The 24,501-nt window shown below is 57.2% G+C and carries 21 protein-coding genes and 1 pseudogene; 15 read left to right on the top strand and 7 right to left on the bottom strand.

Going from position 1 to position 24,501, the window contains the following annotated elements; translation table 11 throughout:
• Positions 1 to 61: 61 nt before the first annotated feature.
• A complete protein-coding gene (pqqU, locus tag ACMYSP_RS00730; RefSeq protein WP_434584954.1) occupies positions 62 to 2,164 on the bottom strand; it encodes a TonB-dependent receptor PqqU in 2,103 nt (700 codons plus the stop codon).
• A gap of 260 nt (positions 2,165 to 2,424) precedes the next feature.
• On the opposite strand from pqqU, the gene ACMYSP_RS00725 reads away from it, so the two are divergent.
• Together ACMYSP_RS00725 and ACMYSP_RS00720 are read left to right on the top strand one after the other, a co-directional pair.
• A complete protein-coding gene (locus tag ACMYSP_RS00725) occupies positions 2,425 to 3,486 on the top strand; it encodes a YncE family protein (protein WP_434584953.1) in 1,062 nt (353 codons plus the stop codon).
• A gap of 144 nt (positions 3,487 to 3,630) precedes the next feature.
• Positions 3,631 to 3,852 carry a YgdI/YgdR family lipoprotein gene (locus ACMYSP_RS00720; RefSeq protein ID WP_434584952.1) on the top strand — a complete coding sequence of 74 codons (222 nt, stop codon included), beginning with the start codon at positions 3,631 to 3,633 and terminating at the stop codon, positions 3,850 to 3,852.
• Positions 3,853 to 3,897: 45 nt separating this feature from the next.
• Here ACMYSP_RS00720 and ansP read toward each other — a convergent pair whose 3' ends face one another.
• A complete protein-coding gene (gene ansP / locus ACMYSP_RS00715) occupies positions 3,898 to 5,361 on the bottom strand; it encodes an L-asparagine permease (protein WP_434584950.1) in 1,464 nt (487 codons plus the stop codon).
• A gap of 189 nt (positions 5,362 to 5,550) precedes the next feature.
• A complete protein-coding gene (locus ACMYSP_RS00710) occupies positions 5,551 to 6,438 on the bottom strand; it encodes a LysR family transcriptional regulator (RefSeq protein WP_434584949.1) in 888 nt (295 codons plus the stop codon).
• A gap of 113 nt (positions 6,439 to 6,551) precedes the next feature.
• Here ACMYSP_RS00710 and ACMYSP_RS00705 point away from each other — a divergent pair, with 113 nt between their 5' ends.
• The 9 genes and pseudogenes from ACMYSP_RS00705 (at position 6,552) to ACMYSP_RS00665 (ending at position 15,378) form a co-directional block, all read left to right on the top strand.
• Complete coding sequence (locus tag ACMYSP_RS00705; RefSeq protein WP_434584948.1) at positions 6,552 to 6,950, top strand: (R)-mandelonitrile lyase; 399 nt, start codon at positions 6,552 to 6,554, stop codon at positions 6,948 to 6,950.
• A gap of 113 nt (positions 6,951 to 7,063) precedes the next feature.
• A complete protein-coding gene (locus ACMYSP_RS00700) occupies positions 7,064 to 7,621 on the top strand; it encodes an adenylate kinase (protein ID WP_434584947.1) in 558 nt (185 codons plus the stop codon).
• Between the two features lie 128 nt (positions 7,622 to 7,749).
• The gene (locus ACMYSP_RS00695) at positions 7,750 to 8,751 is read left to right on the top strand and encodes an LLM class flavin-dependent oxidoreductase (RefSeq protein WP_434584946.1); all 1,002 of its coding nucleotides are present in this window, start codon (positions 7,750 to 7,752) and stop codon (positions 8,749 to 8,751) included.
• A complete protein-coding gene (locus ACMYSP_RS00690; RefSeq protein WP_434584945.1) occupies positions 8,748 to 9,869 on the top strand; it encodes an amidohydrolase in 1,122 nt (373 codons plus the stop codon). Before ACMYSP_RS00695 ends, ACMYSP_RS00690 begins: the two co-directional genes overlap by 4 nt.
• A gap of 120 nt (positions 9,870 to 9,989) precedes the next feature.
• Positions 9,990 to 12,253, top strand: a pseudogene (locus tag ACMYSP_RS00685) (NtaA/DmoA family FMN-dependent monooxygenase).
• Between the two features lie 11 nt (positions 12,254 to 12,264).
• Positions 12,265 to 12,774 (top strand): GNAT family N-acetyltransferase, encoded by a 510-nt coding sequence (locus ACMYSP_RS00680; RefSeq protein WP_434584944.1) that lies wholly within the window; start codon positions 12,265 to 12,267, stop codon positions 12,772 to 12,774.
• Between the two features lie 9 nt (positions 12,775 to 12,783).
• Positions 12,784 to 13,716 (top strand): amino acid ABC transporter permease, encoded by a 933-nt coding sequence (locus ACMYSP_RS00675; RefSeq protein ID WP_434584943.1) that lies wholly within the window; start codon positions 12,784 to 12,786, stop codon positions 13,714 to 13,716.
• The gene (locus ACMYSP_RS00670; protein ID WP_434584942.1) at positions 13,700 to 14,476 is read left to right on the top strand and encodes an amino acid ABC transporter ATP-binding protein; all 777 of its coding nucleotides are present in this window, start codon (positions 13,700 to 13,702) and stop codon (positions 14,474 to 14,476) included. The genes ACMYSP_RS00675 and ACMYSP_RS00670 overlap by 17 nt, the downstream gene beginning before the upstream one ends.
• 44 nt (positions 14,477 to 14,520) lie before the next feature.
• Positions 14,521 to 15,378 carry a transporter substrate-binding domain-containing protein gene (locus tag ACMYSP_RS00665; RefSeq protein ID WP_434586985.1) on the top strand — a complete coding sequence of 286 codons (858 nt, stop codon included), beginning with the start codon at positions 14,521 to 14,523 and terminating at the stop codon, positions 15,376 to 15,378.
• 65 nt (positions 15,379 to 15,443) lie between these two features.
• Here ACMYSP_RS00665 and ACMYSP_RS00660 read toward each other — a convergent pair whose 3' ends face one another.
• Together ACMYSP_RS00660 and ACMYSP_RS00655 are read right to left on the bottom strand one after the other, a co-directional pair.
• Positions 15,444 to 16,754 (bottom strand): MFS transporter, encoded by a 1,311-nt coding sequence (locus tag ACMYSP_RS00660; RefSeq protein WP_434584941.1) that lies wholly within the window; start codon positions 16,752 to 16,754, stop codon positions 15,444 to 15,446.
• A gap of 106 nt (positions 16,755 to 16,860) precedes the next feature.
• Positions 16,861 to 18,057, bottom strand: coding sequence for an L-talarate/galactarate dehydratase (locus ACMYSP_RS00655; RefSeq protein WP_154143768.1), 1,197 nt, complete (start codon positions 18,055 to 18,057; stop codon positions 16,861 to 16,863).
• A 305-nt stretch (positions 18,058 to 18,362) separates the two neighbouring features.
• On the opposite strand from ACMYSP_RS00655, the gene ACMYSP_RS00650 reads away from it, so the two are divergent.
• From ACMYSP_RS00650 to pptA, 4 genes are all read left to right on the top strand, one after another.
• A complete protein-coding gene (locus ACMYSP_RS00650; protein WP_434584940.1) occupies positions 18,363 to 19,367 on the top strand; it encodes a LacI family DNA-binding transcriptional regulator in 1,005 nt (334 codons plus the stop codon).
• Between the two features lie 217 nt (positions 19,368 to 19,584).
• Positions 19,585 to 20,271 carry a hypothetical protein gene (locus tag ACMYSP_RS00645; RefSeq protein WP_434584939.1) on the top strand — a complete coding sequence of 229 codons (687 nt, stop codon included), beginning with the start codon at positions 19,585 to 19,587 and terminating at the stop codon, positions 20,269 to 20,271.
• 52 nt (positions 20,272 to 20,323) lie between these two features.
• Entirely contained in the window at positions 20,324 to 20,941 is a 618-nt protein-coding gene (locus tag ACMYSP_RS00640; protein WP_434584937.1) for a glutathione S-transferase family protein, read from the top strand.
• A 67-nt stretch (positions 20,942 to 21,008) separates the two neighbouring features.
• Positions 21,009 to 21,236 carry a tautomerase PptA gene (pptA, locus tag ACMYSP_RS00635; protein WP_434584936.1) on the top strand — a complete coding sequence of 76 codons (228 nt, stop codon included), beginning with the start codon at positions 21,009 to 21,011 and terminating at the stop codon, positions 21,234 to 21,236.
• Between the two features lie 101 nt (positions 21,237 to 21,337).
• On the opposite strand, the gene ACMYSP_RS00630 is transcribed toward pptA, so the two are convergent.
• On the bottom strand, positions 21,338 to 22,942 hold the full coding sequence (locus tag ACMYSP_RS00630; RefSeq protein ID WP_434584935.1) for a carbohydrate porin: 1,605 nt from the start codon (positions 22,940 to 22,942) through the stop codon (positions 21,338 to 21,340).
• A 169-nt stretch (positions 22,943 to 23,111) separates the two neighbouring features.
• Positions 23,112 to 24,494 carry a glycoside-pentoside-hexuronide (GPH):cation symporter gene (locus ACMYSP_RS00625; RefSeq protein ID WP_434584934.1) on the bottom strand — a complete coding sequence of 461 codons (1,383 nt, stop codon included), beginning with the start codon at positions 24,492 to 24,494 and terminating at the stop codon, positions 23,112 to 23,114.
• Positions 24,495 to 24,501 lie beyond the last annotated feature (7 nt).

The following is a 24,501-nucleotide window of genomic DNA, read 5'->3' as shown; positions in this document are numbered from 1 at the left end:
CATAGCTATCCGGGTTTTTTATGGGTATCGACGCGGGTACTTCACCCGGTGACAAAAGGCGTTACTCAAATCGCCAGGCGAGGTTCAGGCCGACGCCGTAGTTACGCCCAGGTGCTGGCTCGTAATAGCGGCCGTTGGACTCGTTGACGATAACCGAACCGACGTAACTGCGGTCAAACAGGTTGTCGATGCGGCCAAACAGATCCATATCCATCTTGCCGTAGCTCCATTTATAACCAGTGGTGAGACCGACTACCGTCCACGACGGTGCTTTGGCAGTGTTCTCATCGTTGGCCATAATATCGCTCATATACCGGATATCGCTGCCGGCGTACCAACCGCGATCCGGCTGATAGCCGAATGAGGCGTACCCCATATTGCGCGCGATGCCCGGAATACGATTGCCGTTGCAGTTACTGTCGTCACAGACGTTGGTCCGGTAGGTCGCGTCCAGCCACGTCCACGCGGCTTTCAGGCGCCAGTTCTCCGCAAACTGCTGATCCAGACCCAGTTCCATCCCCTGACGCCGCGTCTTACCGGCGTTCTTATAGCTGGTACGCCCGCCGCTGCTGGCATCCACCACAATCTCGTTATCGGTATTGGTCTGGAACAGGGCCGCGGTAAACAGGCCGTTGCCGATCCGCGTCTTGCTGCCAATTTCGACGGTTTCATTAGTCGATGGCTGCAGGCCGAAGTTCAGGCCGCTCTGATTATCCGAACGGTAGGAGAGCTCGTTAATGGTCGGGGTTTCAAAACCGCGTCCGGCAGAAAGATAGACGTTCCAGGCATCGGTCACCGCGTACTTCAACGAGCCTGCCGGCAGCCATTTGTGGTAGCTGGCCTCGCCGCTGTCATCGCCATTGCCAGTCGTAATGTACTGATCGTTTGAGTCAAACCACACCGAACTGTAGCGCACCCCGGCATCGAGGGAGAGCTTCTCCGTCAGCTGCCACTGGGTCTGCAGATAAGGGTCAAGGTTCCACATCAGATTACGTTCATTGCGACGCAGGCTGCCTTCTTCACCGTACTGCGGTGCGCCGTTGACCATCACATAGTTTTCGTATCCTTTACGGCGCTCGCTCATGTTTTCATAGTCGAGCCCGGTGGTGAAGGTGACCGGCACCAACAGTTCGCCGCGGTGGGTCCAGCGGGTATCAACGCCTTGATAATGGCGCGTCAGATCGATAACCCCACCCGCATGAGCGGGGTTAAGCTGCGGTGCCCGCGGAATCGACTGATATTGCGTGGTCTCGCGCTCTCCGGCGTACATCATGACGCTCAGGTCGTCCTGCTCGCTGAGCGCTCTTTCATAGCGCAGCCCCGCCTGGGTCTGTTTCGTCGACTTGCGAGTATTGTACTGATCGCCGCGAGGCGACTGGCGCGGATTACTCTGCCACTCATCGTAGCTCAGTCCACCGGCGTCATTGGCTTTGATATCTACGCTGTTAAACAGCAGGGTCAGTTTACTGACGTCATTGATGCGTACGCCCAGTTTGGCATTGGCCAGATTTTTGCGCGCGCCGCTGTGGTCGCGATAGCCGTGGGTAGTGAAACGGTTGGTCGACACGGTGTAATCGACGTCACCGGCGTGGGTTCCGTCGCCGACGGCCCCGGTGGCCTTCAGGCCGTAGTGCCAGGTCCCGAAACTGCCGTAATAACTGCTGGCTTCGATGGTCGGCGGCTGGCTGCCGGTCTGGGTCGAGACATTGATCACCCCGCCGGAGGAGTTACCGTACAGGGCAGAGAAGGGGCCGCGTAGAACTTCAAGGCTCTCCACGCTGCCAATATCTATATTCGAGGTTTGCCCCTGGCCGTCGGGCATGGTGGCCGGAATACCGTCAACGTAGATGCGCAGCCCGCGCACGCCATAGGTGGAGCGGGAACCAAAACCGCGAATCGACAATTGCAGATCCTGGGCGTAGTTCTGCCGGTTCTGCACCTGCAGCCCCGGCACCGCACCCAGCGATTCGGAAAGGTTCACCCGCGGGGCGGCCTGGCGCATCTCATCCCCGTTGACCACGCTGACGGCGGCGGGGGTATCAAGTTCGGACACCGTGGTAGGCGCGGCGGTCACGACCATGGTTTGCTCGTCGCTCTCGGCCATGGCAAAGAGAGGTAACAGAAGGGCAGGAAGCGCAACCGTGCGCACGGAAAGGATTTTCATGACAGCTACTCGTAAAACGAACCAAACGGAACATATGCGCACATGTTAATCCTTTTGTAATTTTTTGAAAATTATTAACAGCATTTTAGTTAAATAATGGCACCGAATGACTATTTTCGCGTCGTGGATGTAGAAATAGCGCTCCACTTTACCTGAAATAATGATTACTATTCGCATTTGAAAATAACGCAAAGCCATGACTTTGCGTCAAGGAAGCAATGTCGAGCAGGCACATAGTTGTTTTATCAAAGGGAGTCGTCATGTCATTACGTCATCTGTCCGCGCCGCGTCTGCGCCGTTCACTGTTATTAACCTCTTTACTGCTGGCGGGGAGCTTCAGTGCTCATGCGGCAGAAGAAATGTTGCGCAAGGCGGTCGGTAAGGGCGCATACGAAATGGCTTACAGCCAGCAGGAAAATGCGCTGTGGGTCGCTACTTCTCAAAGCCGTTCGCTGGATAAAGGCGGGATTGTTTATCGTCTTGATCCGACCACGCTGGAGGTGACTCAGGTTATTCATAACGATCTGAAACCGTTCGGCGCGACGATCAATAACGCGACGCAAACGCTGTGGTTTGGCAACACCACCGACAGCACCGTCACCGCCATTGACGCGAAAAGCGGCGCGGTGAAAGGCCGTCTGGTGCTCGACGATCGCAAACGCAGCGAAACCGTGCGCCCGCTGGCACCGCGTGAACTGGCGGTTAATGAAAAAACCAACACCGTCTATATCACCGGTCTGGGTAAAGAGAGCGTGATCTGGGTCGTGGATGGTGAAAAGCTGACGCTGAAAAATACCATCACCAATACCGGCGCGATGGCAACCGGTCTGGCGGTGGATGCTGATGCCAAACGTATTTACACCACCAATGCCGATGGCGAACTGCTGACCATCGACAGCGACAGCAACAAAATTATCAGCCGCAAAAAGCTGCAGGATGACGGGAAAGAGCACTTCTATCTGAACCTGAGCCTGGATACTGCCGGTCACCGCGCCTTTATCACCGATGGCAAACAGCCGGAAGTTCTGGTGGTCGATCTCCGCGATGGCAAAGTGCTGCAGAAAATTGCCGCCCCGGAATCGCTGGCGGTGTTGTTCAACCCGACGCGTAATGAAGCCTATGTGACGCATCGTAAAGCCGGTGAAGTGAGCGTGATTGACGGCAAAACCTACAAGGTCGTTAAAACCTTCAAAACCCCGACTCACCCGAATAGCCTGGCGCTCTCCGCCGACGGTAAAACGCTGTACGTCAGCGTGAAGCAGGAATCCAGCCGTCAGAAAGAAGCCACCCAGCCGGATGACGTTATCCGTATTGCGCTGTAAATCGTTTTTGAGGAGGGGGCGACCCCTCCCACCCGCCTGAATCACCCTCTGTTACAAACAGCGATTGGCCTGAAGAATGTAATGACATTACAATCAATACTTTCCCCGCCGTTGCGGGGCGATGGTAATCATTCCGGAGGATGTATGAATAAGCCATTTATGGTGCTGTGCGCTGGCGCGATGCTGGCACTGCTCGCAGGTTGTAGTTCAAACTACGTCATGACAACAAAAAGTGGGCAGACCATTGTGACTCAGGGCAAGCCGCGTCTGGATAAAGACACCGGTATGACCAGCTATGTCGATGAATCTGGCAACCATCGTCAGATTAACAGCAGCGACGTGTCGCAGCTGGTGGAAGATAATTAAGTGACAGCAGGTGGTTTGCCCGTTTCCGGGCAAACCACGATACGCTTACTTCTGTGACGTCTGCACGCCAGGCGCTTCACTATGAATGGCATGAACGCGTTTGCGTACGCCAAACCAGCCGGCCACCAGCAGCACGGCAATCAGCGGAATCGAACCGATGGTATAAGTACCGTTCGGGTAATCGAAAGCCATCAGTACCAGCACGCTGAGCAGGAACAGCAGGGTCAGCCAGGAGGTAAACGGCGCCCCTGGCATTTTGAAGCTCACATCCGCCGCTTTCCCTTCCTTAATCGCCTGACGCAGCTTCATCTGGCACACCACGATAAAGGCCCATGAGGCGATAATCCCCAGCGACGCCACGTTCAGTACGATCTCAAAGACCTGTGACGGCACCAGGTAGTTCAGAAACACCCCGAAGACATACACCACCAGCGTCGCCAGAATCCCGGCGTACGGCACGTGATGACGGCTCATCTTCGACATGAACTTCGGCGCAGAACCGCCCATCGACATCGAACGCAGAATACGTCCGGTGCAGTACAGGCCGGAGTTCAGGCTGGAGAGCGCGGCGGTCAGTACCACGATATTCATCACGCTACCGATGTACGGCACGCCCAGCTTGCTGAAGAAGGTGACAAACGGACTTTGCCCGGCCTGATAGGCATTCCACGGCAGCAGCAGCACCAGCAGCACGACTGAGCCGACGTAAAACAGACCAATACGCCAGATCACGCTGTTAATGGCGCGCGGCACCACGGTCTGCGGATCTTTACACTCACCGGCGGCGGTGCCCACCAGTTCGATAGAGGCAAAGGCGAACACCACGCCCTGAACCAGCACCAGCGCCGGCATCAGGCCGTGCGGGAACAGGCCGCCGTTATCGGTGATCAGATGGAAACCGGTGGCGTTGCCGTCCAGCGGTTTACCGCTGCCGAGGAACACCGTCCCCACCACCAGGAAGGCGACAATCGCCAGCACCTTGACCAGCGCAAACCAGAACTCCATTTCGGCGAACCACTTCACGCCGATCATGTTCATGGTGCCGACGATCGCCAGCGCGCCGAGGGCGAAGACCCACTGCGGGACATCGCCGAAGGCACCCCAGTAGTGCATATACAACGCCACGGCGGTGATATCGACAATCCCGGTCATCGCCCAGTTAACGAAGTACATCCATCCCGCCACGTAGGCCGCTTTTTCACCTAAGAATTCGCGGGCATAGGAGACGAAACTGCCGCTGGAGGGGCGATGCAATACCAGTTCGCCGAGGGCGCGTAAGATAAAGAATGAGAACAGGCCGCAGACCAGATACACCAGCGCCAGGGCGGGCCCGGCCATCTGTAAACGCGCACCTGCGCCGAGGAACAGACCGGTACCGATAGCCCCGCCGATGGCGATCATCTGTACCTGACGGTTACCCATCGCTTTGTGATATCCCGATTCTTGAGAGTTTAGCCAGTGACGCTTGGCGGCGTGGTGTTCCGCCGCTGTGTTTTGCTTAGTATTCATTGTGGTACCCATTTTCCTGTCAATGTCCATGAGTGGTTCTGCGCACTGCTGAGACGCAGTACGTTATGCTGGCTTTCCCATCATTCTGACGTAGGAGATAAGCAGAGCATGGCGCAGCATCCTACACGTAACGAGATAGTCACGCACGTAAAACATCACTGCACCGCACTTGCTTATATATCAATGAGTTCAATGACGAAGGTGGGCTAACAACAGGCTAAAGGCGGTGGTATGCTGCCGACGCCCAGGGTAATAGAGGTGATAACCGGAGAACGACGGGGTCCAGCTCTCGAGCACCCGAACCAGTCGTCCCTTCGCCAGCGCCTCTTCGATGCTGTCCTCAGGAACGTAGGCCAGACCCAGCCCGGATTCAGCGGCATCGATACGCTGCGGTAGGCTGTTTAAAATGATTTGCCCCTCAACGCGCACGCGGACTTCGCGACCATCCTGCTCAAACTCCCAGGCATAAAGCCCGCCAAGCGTCGGCAGACGCATATTGATGCAGCGATGCTGTTCAAGATCGTAGGGCGTCTGCGGCGTACCATAGCGCTGTAAATAGCCCGGGGAGCCGATTACCGCCATGCGCATATCGGGGGCGATACGCACGGCAATCATATCTTTGGCCACCTGTTCGCCGAGGCGAACCCCAGCGTCAAAGCGGCCATCAACGATATCGGTCAGGCCGTTATCCACGGTAATTTCGATATTGATATCCGGGTATTGCAACATAAAGGTTTTCAGCGCCGGCCACAGCAGGGCGCTGGTGGCATGCTCGCCAGCGGTCAGGCGAATATTACCTGCCGGCTGGTCCCGGGTATCGCGCAGGGCGGCCAGCTCCTGCTCAATCTCCATCAGGTGCGGGCTCAGGCGCTGGAACAGTCTTTCTCCCGCTTCCGTTGGGGCGACGCTGCGGGTTGTGCGGGAAAGTAGACGCACGTCGAGGCGGGCTTCAAGATTGCGCATCGCGTGGCTGAGGGCCGACTGCGACACGCCAAGCTGGGCAGCTGCGCGGGTAAAACTGCGTTCGCGGGCCACCACCATAAACGACAGCAGGTCGTTAACGTTATCTTTTAACATCGGTTTTCCAGATTAATGAATTTTGCTCATGGTTACTTTCTTATTTAGTAGTCTAATCAGCGTCGTGATTTTGCGCTACTTTCAACACACACCCTATGTTGAGAGGAACGATCATGAATATTATTCGCAGCGGTTCACTGCCATCCCGCAAAGGCCCGGATACCTGGTTTACCGGCGATGTTCGCATTGATGCACCGTTTCAGGCCACCGAACCGGCTAAGGTGGGCGGCGCCACGGTGACGTTTGCACCCGGCGCCCGTACCGCCTGGCATACCCATCCGCTCGGCCAGACGCTGATTGTCACTCAGGGACGCGGCTGGCTGCAGGAGTGGGGTCAGGCGCCGCAGGTGCTGAATCAGGGCGATATCGCTTGGATCCCGCCGGGAGTGAAACACTGGCACGGTGCCTGCGCCCAGACGGCGATGGTCCATATCGCGATTGCCGAATCTGAAAACGGCAGCCCGGTTACCTGGCTTGAACAGGTCAGTGACGAGCAGTACCCCGCCAGCTAATCGCGTCTCGCCCGGTGAATACCAACCAGCACGGTATTTCTGCGGGCGAGGTAATAGCGCATATTTCCCTGCCAGGCTAAAATATCCGGCCCCAAAATGGCCGGGAGACAGCCATGAAGATCAACATAGTGGGCACCAGTGGTTCAGGCAAAACGACCCTGGCGCGCCGACTGGCGCAGATGCTATCCGTTCCCTGTATTGAGATGGACACCCTGTACTGGCAGCCGCACTGGCAGGGCACGCCGGATGAGGCTTTCTTTGCCAAACTGGCGGCGGCCATCGACCGACCCGGCTGGGTGCTCGACGGCAACTACAATCGCAGCCGTCCGGTGAAGTGGCGTGACGTCGACATGGTCATCTGGGTCGACTACGGCTTCTGGCGGACCCTCAGGCAGGCCGTTTGCCGGGCCGTCGCGCGCGCGCGTTCACAGCAGGAGCTGTGGCCCGGTACCGGCAACCGCGAAAGCTTCCGCCGCTCCTTTTTTAGCCGCGAATCCATTCTCTGGTGGACCATCACCACCTGGAGAAAGAACCGCCTGCGTTATCAAATGGATATGGCCGACCCGAGCTGGCAGCACATCCGCTTTATTCGTCTGCGCAATCAGCAGCAGACCGAGGCCTTCATACATCAGCTGCAGCAGCAGGTTGCTTCGCCCCCGGCGCCAGAGTGATCCGCCGACTGAGACAGGTGCGACGCGGCATATCTATTTTCCGGCAGAGCACATGTAAATAAATTGTTTCTCAACGGCCGCGGCTGATTCTAATAATGCAGGCATGTTTGTTAATACGAGCCTGCGAAATGTCTTATCGAATCAGTATTCTGGATAAAAGTCCGCTGGCGGCGGGGGAAACCGCTGCACAGGCGCTGACGCGTACATTAACGTTGGCGCAACAGGCCGAAACCTGGGGCTATCACCGCTTCTGGGTTGCCGAACATCACAACACCGATCAACTTGCCAGCCCGTCACCGGAAGTGGTGATCGCCTGGATCCTCGGCCAGACCCGACAGATTCGCGTCGGTTCCGGCGGCGTCATGCTGCAACACTACAGTCCGTATAAAGTGGCGGAAAACTTTAACCTGCTGGCCTCGCTTGCGCCGGGCCGGGTAGACCTGGGAGTAGGTAAGGCGCCGGGCGGCCTGCCGCTGTCGACCCGGGCGTTACAGCAAGGGGTTCACGCCGAAGAGAAAGGGACCTTTGCCGATAGCCTCGCCCAACTGGATAACTGGCTGTCGCTGACCGAGGACACTGGCGAAGAGAGCCTGCGTGCGACGCCGGTTCCACCGCGTCGCGCTGACGGCTTTCTGCTGGGCGCCAGCCTCGAAAGCGCGGAACTGGCCGCCCGGCTGGACTGGCATTTCGTGTTTGCCGCCCACCTGAACGGAGACAAAACCCTGCTGCGCGATGTGCTGACCCGCTGGCGGACGCTGAGCCGCCGCCAGACTATCGTGGCGGTGCAGGCGATCGTCGCCGCAGACCGCTCCACGGCGCTGGCGCTGGCAAAACAGGTCGAGGTCTGGGGCGTGGCGCTGGAAAACGGCCAACGGGTAACCGTCGGGAGCGAGGCCCAGGCGCTGGCCTTTGCCCGCCAGGCCGGAAGTCCGCCGACGCACATTGCCCGTCGCGAATCATCGCTGCTGGCCGGCACCGCCGACGAGGTGAAAGCCCAGCTCGATGCGCTGCATGCCGCCTGGCAGATTGACGAATTTATTATTGATACCCCGGTGAGTGAAGGGCAGGCCCGGCTGGATTCGTTACGCCTGCTGGCTCAGGCCCACCACCGCGCGGAGGTGCTGTCATGAGTTTTGAACAACAGCTGATTGGCTGGCGCCGCGAACTGCATCAGTTCCCGGAGCTTTCGCTGCAGGAGGTGGCCACCACCGCCCGCATTCGTGACTGGCTGGAAAGCGGTGGCCTGCGGGTGCTGCCCTATGAACTGAAAACCGGACTGGTGGTGGAGGTGGGCAGCGGCGACAACATTGTCGCCCTGCGGGCCGATATCGACGCCTTGCCCATCGAGGAGAACACCGGGCTACCTTACCGCTCGCAGCACGAAGGCGTGATGCATGCCTGTGGCCACGATATTCACACCAGCGTGATGCTCGGTGCCGCACTGCTGCTGAAAGAGGCTGAAGCACAGCTGCCAGGTCGGGTGCGGATCCTGTTTCAGCCCGCAGAGGAGAACTTCGGCGGCGCGAAAACGTTGATTCGTGCCGGGGCGCTGGAAGGTGTGAGGGCGATTTTCGGCATGCACAATGAACCCGGCTTGCCGCTGGGCGAATTTGCCACCCGCGGCGGCGCTTTCTACGCCAACGTCGATCGTTTTGTCTTTAAGGTGACCGGCAAAGGTGCTCACGCCGCCCGTCCCCATGAAGGCAAAGACGCAATTCTACTGGCCAGCCAGCTGGTCACCGTGTTGCAAAGCGTCGCCAGTCGCGAGGTGAATACCCTCGATTCGGTGGTGCTCAGCGTGACGCGGATTCAGGGAGGCAATACCTGGAACGTGCTGCCGGAAAGCGTGGAGCTCGAGGGTACCCTACGGACCCACAGCAGTGAGGTACAGCAGCGCGTGAAGGCGCGAGTCAGCGAGATCGCCGCCGGGTTTGCCAGCGCTTTTGGCGCCCAGATTGATGTGTTCTGGTATGCCGGTCCGACGGCACTGGTCAATGATGCCGGTTGGGCGGCGTTTGCCAGCGAGGTTGCCGCAGAGTCCGGTTATCGTACTCATGACGCCGACTTACATATGGGGGGCGAAGATTTCGCCGTCTATTTGCAGCATATTCCCGGCGCCTTTGTCAGCATCGGTAGCGCCAGTGAATATGGCCTTCACCACCCGGCCTATAACCCGGATGACCGCTTAATTGCCCCGGCGGCCCGTTATTTCGCGGCGCTGGCACAACGGGCGCTCCAGCAGATTTAAACGTTATTTACCGCGCCCTGTCAGGGCGCGGCCCAGGATGGGCTGGGGTATATAGCCAGAGTTCATGCAGCTTGCAGTATGGCGGGTAGATTATTATTTTCGGCAAGAGAAGGGGTTATTATGTCTGAAAAACGACAGTTGCGTCTGGGAACCATATTACATGGCGCATCAGGGAATATGTCCGCGTGGCGTCATCCGGCCGCTCAGGCCGATGCCAGTATTAATTTTGACTTCGTCAAACAAACGGCATTAAAAGCGGAAGAGGGGAAACTGGACTTTATATTTGTCGCCGACGGTTTATATATTAATGAAAAATCTATTCCGCATTTTTTAAACCGTTTCGAACCCCTGACGGTATTATCGACGCTGGCGGCGGTGACCCGACATCTCGGGCTGGTCGGGACTTTATCGACCTCCTACAGCGAGCCTTTCACCACCGCGCGGCAGTTTGCCAGCCTCGACCATCTGAGCCAGGGACGAGCCGGCTGGAACGTGGTGACCTCGCCGCTGGAAGGCTCGGCAAAGAACTTCTCGCGCGCGCAGCATCCTGACCATGCGCTGCGCTATCGTATCGCCGATGAATATTTACGGGTGGTGAAAGGGCTCTGGGACTCCTGGGAGCAGGACGCTTTTATCCGCAACAAAGCCACCGGACAGTTCTTTGATAACGCCAAACTGCACACCCTTGACCATCACGGTGATTTTTTCCAGGTCGCCGGGCCGTTAAATATTGCCCGTACGCCGCAAGGCCGTCCGATTATCTTTCAGGCCGGCGCTTCGGATGACGGGAAAAAACTGGCGGCAAGCCACGCCGACGCCATCTTCACCCATCAGGCCACCCTGGCGGAAGCCCAGCTGTTTTATCGCGATGTTAAACGTCAGTTGGTGGAGCACGGGCGGCAGGCGGACCAGCTGCACATCTTCCAGGGCGTCAGCGTGATTGTCGGCGATGACGCCGATGACGTGGAACAGCAGTACCAGACTACCGCCGCGCTGGTGTCGATCGATGATGCCCTGAACTATCTCGGGCGCTATTTCGAACACCACGACTTTAGCCAATACCCGCTGGATGAACCGTTCCCGGATATCGGCGAGCTGGGTAAAAACAGCTTCCGCAGCACCACCGATGAGATCAAACGCAACGCCCGCGAACGGCATTTGACCCTGCGCCAGGTGGCGCTGGAAGCAGCCAGCCCGCGCCCGCTGTTCTCTGGTACGCCAGACGAGGTCGCCGACGGCCTGCAGCAGTGGTTTGAACAGCATGCGGCGGACGGTTTTATCATCCAGGGCGGTACGCCGGATACCTTCCCGCGCTTTGTTGACCAGGTGGTGCCGGTGCTGCAGGCTCGCGGGCTGTTCCGTGATGAATATCCCGGCACGACCCTGCGCGACAGCCTGGGGCTGGCGCAGCCCGTTAACCAATTCCAACAATAAAAACAGAGAACACCGCTATGCAGAAAAAGTCACTTTTACTGGCGCTGGCGCTGGCCTTTAGCGCCCCGTCATGGGCACAGGATGTTAATATCAACGGCACCGGCGTGAGCCTGGCCGCCAATAAAGCGCCGATTCATACGGCGAAAAACCCGCAGGCGATTGCGCAACTGCCTGCAAATTATCACTTCGCGGTGCCGGGAAAACTGACCGTGGCGGTGGCGGCGCTGAACTCTCCGCCGTTGACGGTGTTTTCCGACGATAACAAAACCCTGCTCGGCAGCGAGGTGGATATCGCCCGCCTGGTGGCCGACAGTCTGGGACTGGAGCTGAACGTTGTCCCGACCTCCTGGGAAGACTGGCCGCTGGGAGTGGCCTCCGGCAAATATGATGCCGCGATCAGCAATATTACTGTTACCAAAGAGCGCAAAGAGAAGTTCGATTTTGCCACCTACCGTAAGGATTCGCTGGGCTTTTACGTCAAAAGCACCAGCCCGCTGCAGCACATCGACAAAGCGGAAGATATTGCCGGGCTGCGCATTATCGTCGGCTCGGGTACCAACCAGGAGGCCATCCTGCTGGCGTGGAATGCTGAAAACCTGAAAAAAGGGCTGAAGCCTTTTACCCCGGTCTACACCAAAGATGATGCCGCCCAGACGCTGGCGATTCAGTCCGGTCGCGCTGACGCCTTCTTTGGCCCCAACGTAATTGGTGCATGGAAAGCGGCGCTGACCGGCAAAACCAAACTGGTGGGCAGCGTGGATGGCGGCTGGCCGAAAGCGGCGCATATCGCGGTCACCCTGAAAAAGGGTAGCGGCCTGGTGGAGCCAGTGCAGACGGCGTTGAACGGCGTTATCAGCAACGGCGATTATGCCAAAGTCCTGAACCGCTGGGGCGAAGGGGTCGAGAGCATCCCGCAATCAGAAGTTAACCCGGCCGGTCTGGGCGATTAACAGGAGGCAACATGAGCGACGCATTCCGCGATATCTCTCCCGAAGCACCGGAACTTCAGCCGATTATTAACGGCCTGTTCGCTGAATATGCCTCGCGCTATGGCGACTACTTTTCCCGTGACGCGGAGGTTGAACTGACCGAATGGTATCTGGCGCCACAGGGGCTGTTTATCGTCCTTGAACGCGACGGCGAGATCATCGCCACCGGGGCCTATAAACCGAAAGATACTCACACCGCCGAGATCAAACGTATCTGGACCCACCACCGCCTGCGCCAGCAGGGGCTGGCGGCGAAAGTGGTGCAGGAGCTGGAACGGCGGGCCGTACTGGCGGGTTACAGCCATATTTATCTGACGACCGGCTTTCGCCAGCCGGAAGCCGTGAAGCTCTATCTGAGCCAGGGCTATGACGCGCAATTTGATCTGACGCGCAACCCGGAAGAGTACAGCCAGCCGCCGTTTGACGGACGGCTGCGCTTCAGCAAAGCGCTGTCGGTCAGCGCCCTGAGCCAAAGCGCCTGAGGAGGCCACATGACGCATTCCGAAACGATTAAGGTGGTTCCGGCGCGCTACCCGCTGCGCGCCATCGGGGCGCTGCTGGCCCTGCTGGTGCTGGCGGGTGTGGTGCAGTCGGTGGCTTTTAACCCCCGCTGGGAGTGGTCAGTGTTCGCCCGTTGGTTCTTCGATCCGGTGATCCTGGAAGGGCTAGGGCATACTCTGCTGTTGACACTGATCGGTACCGTTCTGAGCGTGCTGTTTGGTGGCGTACTGGCGCTGGCCAGGCTCTCTTCCTCCTGGCTGTTGAGCAGCCTTGCCTGGGGCTATATCTGGCTGTTCCGTTCGCTGCCGCTGATTGTGGTGCTGATCATCCTCTACAACTTTTCCTATCTGTACGACACGCTGTCGATTGGCATCCCGTTTACCACCTTCAGTTGGGGGAGCTACCAGACCATCAACGTGCTGGGGCAATTTTCGACGGCGGTGGTTGGTCTGACGCTGGTGCAGAGTGCCTACACCGCCGAGATTATTCGCGGTGGTTTTCTTGGGGTCGATCACGGGCAGTATGAGGCGGCAGCGGCGCTGGGGCTGCCGGCATGGCGCCGGACGCTACGGATTATTCTGCCGCAGGCGCTGCGCACGATTTTACCCGCCGGCTTTAACGAAATTATCAGCCTCGCCAAAGGTACGGCGATGGTTTACGTGCTGGCGATGCCGGAGCTGTTTTACACCATTCAGATGATCTACAACCGCACCCAGGAGGTGATCCCGCTGCTGATGGTCGGTGCCGTCTGGTACCTGGTGATCACCAGCGTGCTGTCACTGATCCAGTATCTGGTGGAACGCGCTCTGGCCCGCAGCGAACGCCGCTCTGCGGTGAACTCGCCGCGTCGTCGTCAGCTTCAGGAAACCGAAACCCAGCCGCAGCAGAAACCGCAGGAGGCCATTCATGCCCAACTCTCTTAACGGCCATATTTCGATTACCGGGGTGAGTAAATACTTCGGTCGCCATAAGGCGCTGGACGATGTATCGCTGGAGATCCCCCCCGGCACCGTCACGGTGATCCTCGGCCCTTCCGGCTCGGGCAAGTCCACGCTGCTGCGCACCATAAACCATCTGGAGCGGGTGGATGAAGGGTTTATCCAGATTGACGGGGATTACATTGGCTATCGCCGCGAGGGCGACAAACTGTATGAGCTGAAAGAGAAAGCGATCCTGCGCCAGCGCGTCAACGTCGGTTATGTCTTCCAGAACTTCAATCTGTTCCCGCACCTGACGGTGCTGGAAAACCTGATTGAAGCGCCCATTGCTCACAAGCAGGCGACCCGCAAAGAGGCGATAGCCCGTGCCTATGATCTGCTCGATGTCGTCGGCCTGCGGCACAAGGCTGATGCCTGGTCGCGGCATCTGTCCGGCGGGCAGCAGCAGCGCATCGCCATTGCCCGGGCGCTGGCCCTTAACCCGAGGGTGATCCTGTTCGATGAACCGACCTCGGCGCTCGATCCTGAGCTGGTGGGTGAAGTACTGGACGTGATTAAAAAGCTGGCGCGCTCCGGCACTACGCTGGTGGTGGTAACCCACGAAATCGGCTTCGCCCGTGAAGTGGCCGACAAAGTGGTGTTTATGGTCGAGGGCAAAATCATCGAGCAGGGCAGCAGCGACGAGGTGCTCAACCATCCGCAACATCCGCGAACGCGGCAATTTTTATCGAAGGTGCTGGCATGAAACTAAGGATAACGGGGCTGGCATTCGCCGCCATTTCAGCGGTTATGACCCCCGACGCACAGGCAGACATCGACCTGAAGGCCAACGAAACGCCGCTGCCGGTGACGGCGGATCCTGCGGCGATTGCCAGGATCCCTGCCAACTACCGTTTTGTGGAGCCCGGCACGCTGACGGTGGCGATTTCAGCGCTGAATTCACCGCCGCTGGCGCTGCTGGCAAGCGACAACCGCACGCGCATCGGCAGTGACCCGGATATCGCTCGCCTGCTGGCAGGAAGCTTAGGGCTGAAGCTTAAACTGGTGCCTACGGCATGGGAAGACTGGCCGCTAGGGATCACCTCCGGGCGCTATGACGTGGCGCTGGTCAATATTGCCGTCACCGAACAGCGTAAAACAAAATTCGACTTCGCGACTTACCGCGTCGATTCCCTGGCGTTTTCCGTGAAATCGACCAGTAATATTGCGCAAATCAGCGGTCCGGCGGACCTCTCGGGTCGCAAGGTAATCGTCGGTTCTGGTACTAATCAGGAGCGTATTTTACTGGGCTGGAACGAGGAAAACAAAACGGCAGGGCGTCCGCCGGCGCTGCCGGTTTATCTGACCGATGATGCCTCCGGCAATCTCTATATCCAGTCCGGGCGCGCCGATGTCTTCTTTGGCCCGCAGTCGACGGCGGCTTACAAAGCGGCGCTGAGCGGCACCACCAAAGTGGTGGGGCTGGGGCCGAAAAAAGCCTGGGTGGCGACCACCACTAAAAAAGGCAACGGCCTGGTGTATGCGCTACAGGCAGCGCTGGACGGCGCCATCACGCGCGGGGAGTACCAGCAGGTGCTGGCGCGTTGGGGAGAGCAGGGAGAGGCGGTGGCACAATCAGCGGTGAATCCGCCGGGTATTACCTACTAAAAAACCGCTGCTTCGCAGGAGTGTGTTGCGAAACAGCGGAGGCGATATTCGCCAGGGATTGACCATCAGGCAATGCGTGGCGTGAGGGTAATACGGTCCAGCGGACCGACCACAAACAGGTAGGAGAACAGCCCCAGTACGCCCATGGAACCGACATACAAAATGGCGTAATCGAACGACTGGGTGTTGGCAAGGATCACGCCAATCACCAGCGGGGTTATGATGCTTGCCAGGTTACCGCACATGTTAAACACGCCGCCGGCAATGCCGAGCATCTCTTTCGGCGAGGTATCGCTGAGAATGCACCAGCCAAGGTTGCCAAAACCCTTGGCGAAAAAGGCCAGGCTCATGGCGGCGATGACGACCACTTCCGAACCGGTATAGTTAGCCACGACAATGACGCAGGAGAGCAACATGCCGCAGATCACCGGCAGTTTGCGGGCGGTGGTCAGGCTGTAGCCCTGTTTCAGCAGCCAGTCGGAAAAGACGCCCCCCAGCAGGCCGCCGATAAATCCGGCTATCGCCGGGATACTGGCGACGAAGCCGACCTTCAGAATCGACATCCCCTTGGCCTGATACAGATAGGTGGGAAACCAGGTCAGGAAGAACCAGGTAATCGAGGTTACGCAGAACTGACCGATATAAACGCCGATCATCATCCGGTTGACGCAGACGCTTTTGACCTGCGCGAGGGTTAATTTCTGCTGCATTTTACGACTACCCAGCTCCGGTTCGCCGCCGCCGTCACGGATATAATCGATTTCCTGTTGATTGATTCCTGGGTGTTGCAGCGGATCTCTGACTTTAATCAGCCAGAATATCCCCAGCACGACCCCGATGGCACCAATATAATAAAAGACGTAATGCCAGCTCAAATTATGCAAAATAATGGTCATCAGCGGCGTAATAATACCCAGAGAGATATATTGTGCCGCCTGGTAAACCGAGGTGACGAACCCGCGCTCTTTATTCGGGAACCACTGGACGCTCAGGCGGCTATTGGCAGGAAACGCCGGGGCTTCAATGGCACCCATCATCAGGCGCAGAATAATCAACACGATCAGCGGACTGGCGTACAGGTAGATGGTGCCCTGAAACATGGTGACCACCGACCAGCCAATTAATGCAAAGCCGTAGACCAGACGGGAGCCATATTTATCGAGCAGCCAGCCGCCGGGGATTTGCATGACCACATACGAGATCCCGAATACCGAAAAAGCCAGCCCCATAGCTTCGGGGTCGAAACCTAATTCTTGACTCATCATCGGCGCGACGACGGACAACGTTGCCCGGTCGGCATAATTAAACACGGTGGCGAGAAACAGAAATATCAAAATACCATAACGCACATTGCTTGGTTTTATTGACGTTGTCATGTTATTCAACTCCTTTGCAGGGTTGTATTGTGGGTACAGCGGATTTCAGCCGTGCATCGGCCGGTAGCCCGGATACGGCGCTTGCGCCGCAATCCGGGGCAATCGATTAAGGGCGCTGACCAAACTCGCAGCTGTGTTGGGTCCAGCGGCGGGCCTGTTCGCTGAGGGTGAAGCCCAGACCGTGGCGTTCAGATACCCACATCCGTCCGTCGCGCAGCTCCAGCTGTTCGTTAAACAGCGGGTTCAGCCATTCGAAATGCTCCAGCCACGGCTCCAGCGGGTAGGCGGCGGCCAGATGCAGGTGGACTTCCATGGCAAAATGCGGTGCCAGCTTGCGGCCATGCTTCGCGGCGAGATCCATAATTTTGAGGAACGGCGAGATACCGCCCACGCGCGGGGCGTCGGGCTGAACCACGTCGCTGGCGTTACCGAGGATCAGCTGTTCATGTTCACGGAAGCTGGTCAGCATTTCACCGGTGGCGATAGGGGTGTCCAGCGCCGCGGCAAGCTGGGCGTGGCCTTCGACATCGTAGGCGTCCAGCGGCTCCTCAATCCACACCAGATTGAACCCCTCCATTTTGCGCCCCATACGGATGGCGGTTTCACGATCCCACTGCTGATTGGCGTCGACCATCAGCGGGAAATCATCCCCCAGCACCTCCCGCACTGCCGTCAGACGGCGAATGTCTTCGGCGGTGTTGGGCTGGCCGACTTTGAGTTTGATCCCGCCAATGCCGTTTTCCCGCGAGATAGCGACGTTCTTCAGTACCTGATCCAGCGGGGTATGCAGGAATCCACCCGAGGTGTTGTAGCACTGCACGGAATCACGGTGGGCGCCGAGGAGTTTGGCTAGCGGCAGCCCGGCGCGTTTGGCTTTCATATCCCACAGCGCAATATCAATAGGCGAGATAGCCTGCACCGCCATGCCGCTGCGGCCTACGGAGGCGCCGGCCCACAGCAGTTTGGTGTAGATCTTATCGATATCATTCGGATCTTCGCCGAGCAGGTTATCGGCAATCTCTTTGGCGTGGGCGTAGATCCCCTGGCCGCCGGCACGTTTCGAGTAGCTAAAGCCAACGCCTTCATAGCCATCACGGGAGCGGATTTCGGCAACGATAATTGCCACTTCGGTCAGCGGTTTTTGTCGGCCGGTAAGTACCTTGGCATCGCTGACCGGCGTGGCCAGTGGTAAAAAGGCCAGCGACAGTTTGACGTGGGCAATACGGTCGCCGGTTTCAGCCGCGGTTTTTGCGCCGAGGGTTTTGGCGTAGCTCACGGACTCAGAATTTGCGCTAAAGGTCATGGTGGGTTCCTTTCAGGTTATAAAATGTTTGCGCTAACATTTCTAATCCTGAACGCCGTCTTGCGCCATCACGCTGGCTTTAATTTGTACAAACGATCACAACTGGCGATTATTTAGGGTGAAATTATGCAGGTAGCATCACGATCCAAACAGGTTTGTGAAAAAGCACAATAATGAATGATAGCGATAACATTTGGTGATCCACAATACTGATTGTCAGGGGCTGAGCGCGGCAGAGGCTGGCAATTGCGTGGGGCATCATCAATAATGCCCACAGGAAAACGACTCAACACAGGGGCTTCGTCGTGAAAAGCAGAAAACCGTCGCGGGCGCCGACGCTGGATGATGTCGCGCGTAGCGCTGGGTTATCATCGATGACGGTCAGCCGGGCGCTGAACACGCCGCAGCTGGTGCGCCCGAAAACGGTAGATAAAGTGATGCAGGCGGTGCAGGCCACCGGCTATATCCCCAATGCACTGGCGGGCGGACTGGCGTCCCGGCGAAGCAAACTGATTGCGGTGGTGGTGCCGCAGATTAACAACAATATGTTTGTCGATACCATCCAGGCGCTCAGCGATACCCTGGCGGCGCGCGGCTATCATATGCTGCTGTGCGTGGCGGGCTACAGTCGCCAGACCGAAGCAGAACTGGTGGCGACCTTACTCTCACGACGCCCGGACGGCGTGGTGTTGACCGGCATTCAACACGCTGCGGCGCTGAAAAAAACCATCCTTAACGCTGCCATTCCGGTGGTGGAAATCTGGGACCTTACTCCCACGCCGCTGGATATGCTGGTGGGTTTTTCGCATGAGAAAGTGGGCGAAACGATCGGCGAGTTTCTGCTGCAGCAAGGCTACCGACGTCCGGGACTGCTGTGGGCCGGGGATGCGCGTGCGGCACTGCGTAAACAGGGGTTGTGCGCCACGCTCCGTAAAAATGGTATATCCGCGGCGCCGCAGAGTGAAGTGCCGCTGCCGGCGTCACTGGCGCTGGGACGTCACGGCCTGGCGCAGCTGCTGGATGCAGCCTCGTTTGATGTGATCGTCTGTAGCTCGGACACGCTGGCACAGGGGGCAATCATGGAAGCAGAAAGCCGCGGCCTGCGCGTGCCGCACGATCTGGCGGTGATCGGCTTTGGCGATCTGGATTTCGCCGCCAGCAATCGCCCGGCGATCACTACGGTCAGCGTTGACCGCCACGCCATAGGCGAACAGGCGGCGACGCTGCTGGCCGACCGCATCGAAGGCTGCGGGGAAGGCGAGGTGATTATCGATATCGGTTTTCAACTGGTGGTGCGCGAATCGGCATAAACGAGAGCGCAATGCTTCAGGAACTGCGGGGTGGATTTTGTATCCGCCACCGCAATATATATTGCTACGCAACTCTGTTTTATACATTCCTAATTGGAAAAGAGTCATGGCTATCTTGATTTTTATCAAAATGCTATCTTTTGTTATGCGATTAATATTTGCGCGCAACGATTAAATAAAACTATCTTTAAGCATCATATATTATCAAGGGACCGTAGTGAAAATATTATCAGAAGTGATTATCCCCGTATCGGGTGTGGTTGTACCTGTTCTTGTTATGGTAGTTAAAACACTTTATAGCCGCTGGGTAGAGGGCCGTAAGAACCGTCGTGATAGTCAGTTTGATAAACTCAGTGCCGAAAAACGCCTGGCTACCTTTCGGCGTATCAATCAACTGAACAATAAGGATAATATTACGACCTTTGATTTACTGGCCATCAAGGCTCTGTATGAAGGGATTGGTATAAGATATCCGATTGCTGTCAGTCACAAAGTTCTGGAATATATTGCAACTAACAATATTTCCTTCAACGATCCTGCTATGAATAGCTTTCTTCGAAAGATTAAGCTGCTGGAAATTACTGATTCTGGTATAACGCAACCGTCCAGTAAAAGGAAAAAAGCGCGCCGGGACATTTCTGTTTTTGCCATAATTATGATTGCGGCCATCATTTACGGATTTTTTATGTCGGTGCCCGATCTCGTCGTCGAAATGTCAGGTGTGGCAGCAGTAGCCAGTTTTGTGGTTTTATTCCTCGCTTATTTCGGGATGTTTGTCCTGGTTATCAATGCGCTGGTTAACGAGTTATATGATATCCAGTATGCCAAAAAATTCTGGCAGGGATTCTCGCCATTTATCAACCGGCCAGACACCGATAATGCAGACAGCGCCACCGGGGAATGACGCCGAACCGCCAGTTTGTGCCTACACTTAGCGTTTAACGTGGAGGCTGAATATGATCACCGTTTATGGCGCACCCGGCTGGGGCTCGGCAATTAGCGAGCTGATGCTGACGCTGGCCGGGATGCCTTACCAGTTTGTTAACGTTGCAGGCTTTGATCAACCCGGCCCGCAACGTGAGCGCCTCAAACAGATAAACCCGCTGTGTCAGGTACCAACGCTGACGCTCGATGACGGTAGCGTGATGACCGAGTCCGCGGCGATCGCCCTGATGATCCTTGACCAGCATCCGGAGCTGGCTCCCGGACCAGGTATGCCGCAGCGCCACCAGTTTCAGCGCCTGCTAATCTGGCTGGTAGCGAATGTTTATCCCACCTTTACCTACGCCGACTATCCGCAGCGCTGGGCCGCCGATGCGCCCGGGCAACTGCAGGAAAACTGCATTCAGTATCGACAATCACTCTATTTGTGGCTGGAGCAGCAGCTGGCCGCTGCGCCGTACGCGCTGGGGGCGGAGATAACCCTGCTGGACTGCTATATTGCGGCAATGTATTCGTGGGGGCCCCGGCAGGCGTGGTTTGCCGGACATACGCCGAAGTTTGCCGCGGTGGCGGAAAAGGTCTATCAACGGTCTGAGCTTCAGCAGGTGCTGCGTGACAACGGATTGATTTAAGGCACAAATAGCGAACCGACACCTCGGGGCTATGCTAATTTATCGCACTGACACTAAGGAGCCTGCTATGCCACATGTTGATATTAAATGTTTTCCCCGTGAACTGACCGATGAACAAAAAACCGCGCTGGCGAGCGACATCACCGAGGTGCTGATTCGCCACCTCAGCAGCAAGGACAGCGCGGTGAGCGTTGCTCTGAACCAGGTTGAACCTGGCGACTGGCAGCAGGTCTGGGACAGCGAAATCGCCCCGCAGATGGAACAGCTGATTAAAAAGCCCGGTTACAGCATGTAATCATCGCCCGATCCCGGATAGCGGCGCGGTGCGCCTTATCCGGGCTACGGGATTGTGCGGCGTGTATCCCCGGCAAACGCCACCGGGGACAGGTGCCTGACTTAGAACCAAATCTCCGTCTGTACGCCGAAGTTCCAGTTCCCCCCGGCGGTAAAGCCTTTGCTGCCAAAATCATCGTTAATCGCGTAACGGTCCAGGTCTTTATCCCAGTTCATCCAGGTGACAAAGAAACGGATTTCCGGCCGCGCTTTGATATCAAAGACGTCGCCAACTTTAAACGTCGGGGCGAAGGTTAGCTTGTAGAAATCACCGCTCACCGCCTGGTACTGATAGACATTACTGTCATAACGGTAGCTTCGTCCGTTCGGATTCAGGTCCATATACTGCCAGGACGCCTCATACAGCAGGGCAAAGTTGCGGGTGATGGCCTGAGAAACCCGCAGGTTGAAGGTCGCCCAATCGTAACGGTCGCCGTCACGATAGCGGTCTTCGCTGTGCTGGGCGATAACCGATGGCGCCAGTTCCCAGTTTTTCCCCAATGGTAAAATACCGTAGGAGGCAAAGCGCAGAGATTTAGCGTTCTCGGTCAGGTCGCCATCGCTGCCGGGCTGGCGGGCTTCAGCACCCAGTCCGTGGCCGTACTGCAGGGCACTTTCCGATACGCCAGGCGCCAGGCCATAAAACTGCTGTTTGTCGTGCAGGGCCAGCATCGCGTAATAACCACTCTTCGCGGTATTGTCGCTACGTAGCGCGTAGCTGCCGGTGGTCGAGGTATTATCCTTCAGATCGTCGTTGCCTTGAGCGGTCATGGCGGTGGTCATTAACTGCCAGCGGTCCCAGAAGTGGTTGGCGGTGAACATCAGATTCTGAACATCGTTATCTTCATAGTTATCGCTCCCCAGATCGCCGAAGTTACGCGCATAAACCGAGTAATCGCCGCGCAGGCTGTTGTTCCAGTTGACGTCGTTGATCCCACCCCCGGTGCCGCCAAGGAACATAATATCGCTGTCGGTAAAATGAATATCAAAGTTATCCCGGTCGAAACGCTTACCTGCCCAGACAGAAGCGTCTTTAAACGGCCCGTTGAAGTCGGCGAAATTACCCATTTCAACATACAGCTGGCGCACGTTCAGATGGTGGCTGTCGTTATCCTGTACCCACGGGTCCGGATTGGTGGCGCCGTCGGCAAGCATGGTTTTAAAGTGCGCCCATGAGCCGTCGCTGAAGGTCATCTTTTTGCCGAAGCTCAGTTCCACATAGTTATCTTTCTCGTTGCCGAGACGGCCAACATGGGCATCGCCGTTGAGTGAACTGGCAGGGGAGATCCCCGGTCCGCCACGCGCGCCTTTACCGTGGCTATCCACCAACATCCCGGAGCGGGCATAGGCATTAAATTCAAAGCCGTCGCTGAGGCTGGATTTTGCCAGCTGCTGGTCGGTCGCCTGCTGTTTTTGTTCGGTCACGGTGGTTCGTTGGCTCAGGGTCTGGACCTGTTTTTCTGCTGCCGCCGCGCGTTGTTCTGCCGCGCTGGTACGTTGCTCCGCCTGCTGCGCACGACGCTTAGCGTCTCCCGCTTCTTGCTCGGCATGGTTAAGCCGGGCCTCCAGTTGTGCCAGCCGTTGTTCCACGCTGAGCTGTGCGGCGCTCGCTCCGTAAGCCGAAAAAAGGGCGCAGCAAACCGCTGCGCTAATCAAAGAGATACGCATATCAATCCTTATTATTTCATCGGTAAATACCCGTCAGACTTCAAGCTGTATGAGCGTTGGCTTGCCTCGTTCACCCCAGTCACTTACTTCAGTAAGTTCCTGGAGATTCACTGCGTCGCCGCCTTCCTGCAACTCGAATTATTTAGGGTATTAAGAGGGGGACTGCACCTTACAGGGCGTGGTTTTCTCCAGCGACTGACGACGTGTCCGGCGGTGCGCGGCGCCCGGCGTCGAGGTCGGCGCGGATGTGCTCGTAGTGGTCATCGAGGCGGTAGAAGCGGCCAATCCACAACATTGAGGCGACAATCAGCAGCGCCGGGATATAGAGATAGCAGGCTTTAATCGCCAGCATCGCGCTCTCGCTTTGGCTCTGGTTTGCGATATAGCCGCCGGAAGAGAGCAGGATGCCGGTAATCGCCCCTGCGCCGGCCATGGCGACTTTGCCCAGGAAGCCGTTGATCGAGGTTAAAATCCCGGCGGTATTGATACCGGTTTTCCACACCCCGTAATCCACCGGGTCGGCCTGCATCGAGAAGTAAATGGCCGTCCGTTGCCCGGCGCCCAGCGATAAGACAATGGCACCGGCAATCAGCCCCCAGCTATTGACGCCTGCCGCCATCATCATGCCCATGCCGACAAGGTTTATGGCGCTGGCGATCAGATAGACGTGGCGCTTTTTCAGGCGGCTGGCGAGCAGTGGCACGGTGAGGGTGCCGAGCAGCGGCACAAAGGTGGAGATCCCGGCGACGATCGCCGTCAGATCGTTGTTACCGACGTAATAATGGAAGAAGTAAACCAGCGCACCGGTCTGGAAAAAGAACGCTCCCCACATCAGGAAAATATTGATAGCGAAGACCAACCACGGTCGGTTAGCGCGCAGGCTGACCCACGCGCGTTTCAAGGTCATTCGCTCCTGGGTGATGCTGATATTTTCTTTGACGTTACGGAAACTCACCAGCAGAAAGAAAGTGGCGATCGCGCCGAAAATGACTGCGGTATAGAAGAAGCCATGCTGCTGATGGCCTTTCCCCAGGGCGCCGACTAACGGCAGGGTAGCGACGGCGACAATGGTCGCGCCTAATGAACCGAGCAGAATGCGCACCGCAGAAAGAGTGGTGCGCTCCCGCGAGTCGTTCGTCAAAAACGGCAGCATCGCGCAGAACGGAATGTTGACGATGGTATAGAGAAACGACAGACACAGGTAGGTGATAAAGGCGTAAATCAGCTTACCGGTGGTGCCAAAATCCGGTACGTAGAAGGCCAGAACACATAGCAGGCCGAAGGGGATCGCCCCGATCAGCAGGTAGGGACGACAGCGCCCCCAGCGGGTGCTGGTATTATCGATTACCAGCCCCATCAGCACATCGGCGACGCCGTCAACCAGGCGGGTGACGAGAAACATCAAACCAACGTAATAGGCGGGCAGGCCCATGACGTCGGTGTAAAAGAACATCAGATAAAGAGAGATCATCTGCCACACAAGGTTGCAGGAGAGGTCGGCGATGCCATAGCCAAGGCGCTGCCGCCAGAGAGTAAAAGTTGTATCTGCCATAAAATTA

This window comes from Klebsiella sp. R390, from assembly GCF_051131745.1.
Taxonomy (GTDB): domain Bacteria; phylum Pseudomonadota; class Gammaproteobacteria; order Enterobacterales; family Enterobacteriaceae; genus Klebsiella.
This window is presented reverse-complemented; position numbering and strand designations above follow the sequence as displayed.

What these genes read in the sequence shown, in the direction of transcription:
- ACMYSP_RS00705 (WP_434584948.1), top strand. Translation starts at nt 6,552, where the DNA reads ATGAATATTATTCGCAGCGGTTCACTGCCATCCCGCAAAGGCCCGGAT.
- ACMYSP_RS00630 (WP_434584935.1), bottom strand. Translation starts at nt 22,942, where the DNA reads ATGCGTATCTCTTTGATTAGCGCAGCGGTTTGCTGCGCCCTTTTTTCG.
- ACMYSP_RS00670 (WP_434584942.1), top strand. Translation starts at nt 13,700, where the DNA reads ATGCCCAACTCTCTTAACGGCCATATTTCGATTACCGGGGTGAGTAAA.
- ACMYSP_RS00680 (WP_434584944.1), top strand. Translation starts at nt 12,265, where the DNA reads ATGAGCGACGCATTCCGCGATATCTCTCCCGAAGCACCGGAACTTCAG.
- ACMYSP_RS00660 (WP_434584941.1), bottom strand. Translation starts at nt 16,754, where the DNA reads ATGACAACGTCAATAAAACCAAGCAATGTGCGTTATGGTATTTTGATA.
- ACMYSP_RS00675 (WP_434584943.1), top strand. Translation starts at nt 12,784, where the DNA reads ATGACGCATTCCGAAACGATTAAGGTGGTTCCGGCGCGCTACCCGCTG.
- pqqU (WP_434584954.1), bottom strand. Translation starts at nt 2,164, where the DNA reads ATGAAAATCCTTTCCGTGCGCACGGTTGCGCTTCCTGCCCTTCTGTTA.
- ansP (WP_434584950.1), bottom strand. Translation starts at nt 5,361, where the DNA reads ATGAATACTAAGCAAAACACAGCGGCGGAACACCACGCCGCCAAGCGT.
- ACMYSP_RS00700 (WP_434584947.1), top strand. Translation starts at nt 7,064, where the DNA reads ATGAAGATCAACATAGTGGGCACCAGTGGTTCAGGCAAAACGACCCTG.
- ACMYSP_RS00720 (WP_434584952.1), top strand. Translation starts at nt 3,631, where the DNA reads ATGAATAAGCCATTTATGGTGCTGTGCGCTGGCGCGATGCTGGCACTG.
- ACMYSP_RS00640 (WP_434584937.1), top strand. Translation starts at nt 20,324, where the DNA reads ATGATCACCGTTTATGGCGCACCCGGCTGGGGCTCGGCAATTAGCGAG.
- ACMYSP_RS00665 (WP_434586985.1), top strand. Translation starts at nt 14,521, where the DNA reads ATGACCCCCGACGCACAGGCAGACATCGACCTGAAGGCCAACGAAACG.
- ACMYSP_RS00725 (WP_434584953.1), top strand. Translation starts at nt 2,425, where the DNA reads ATGTCATTACGTCATCTGTCCGCGCCGCGTCTGCGCCGTTCACTGTTA.
- ACMYSP_RS00710 (WP_434584949.1), bottom strand. Translation starts at nt 6,438, where the DNA reads ATGTTAAAAGATAACGTTAACGACCTGCTGTCGTTTATGGTGGTGGCC.
- ACMYSP_RS00625 (WP_434584934.1), bottom strand. Translation starts at nt 24,494, where the DNA reads ATGGCAGATACAACTTTTACTCTCTGGCGGCAGCGCCTTGGCTATGGC.
- ACMYSP_RS00690 (WP_434584945.1), top strand. Translation starts at nt 8,748, where the DNA reads ATGAGTTTTGAACAACAGCTGATTGGCTGGCGCCGCGAACTGCATCAG.
- ACMYSP_RS00695 (WP_434584946.1), top strand. Translation starts at nt 7,750, where the DNA reads ATGTCTTATCGAATCAGTATTCTGGATAAAAGTCCGCTGGCGGCGGGG.
- pptA (WP_434584936.1), top strand. Translation starts at nt 21,009, where the DNA reads ATGCCACATGTTGATATTAAATGTTTTCCCCGTGAACTGACCGATGAA.
- ACMYSP_RS00655 (WP_154143768.1), bottom strand. Translation starts at nt 18,057, where the DNA reads ATGACCTTTAGCGCAAATTCTGAGTCCGTGAGCTACGCCAAAACCCTC.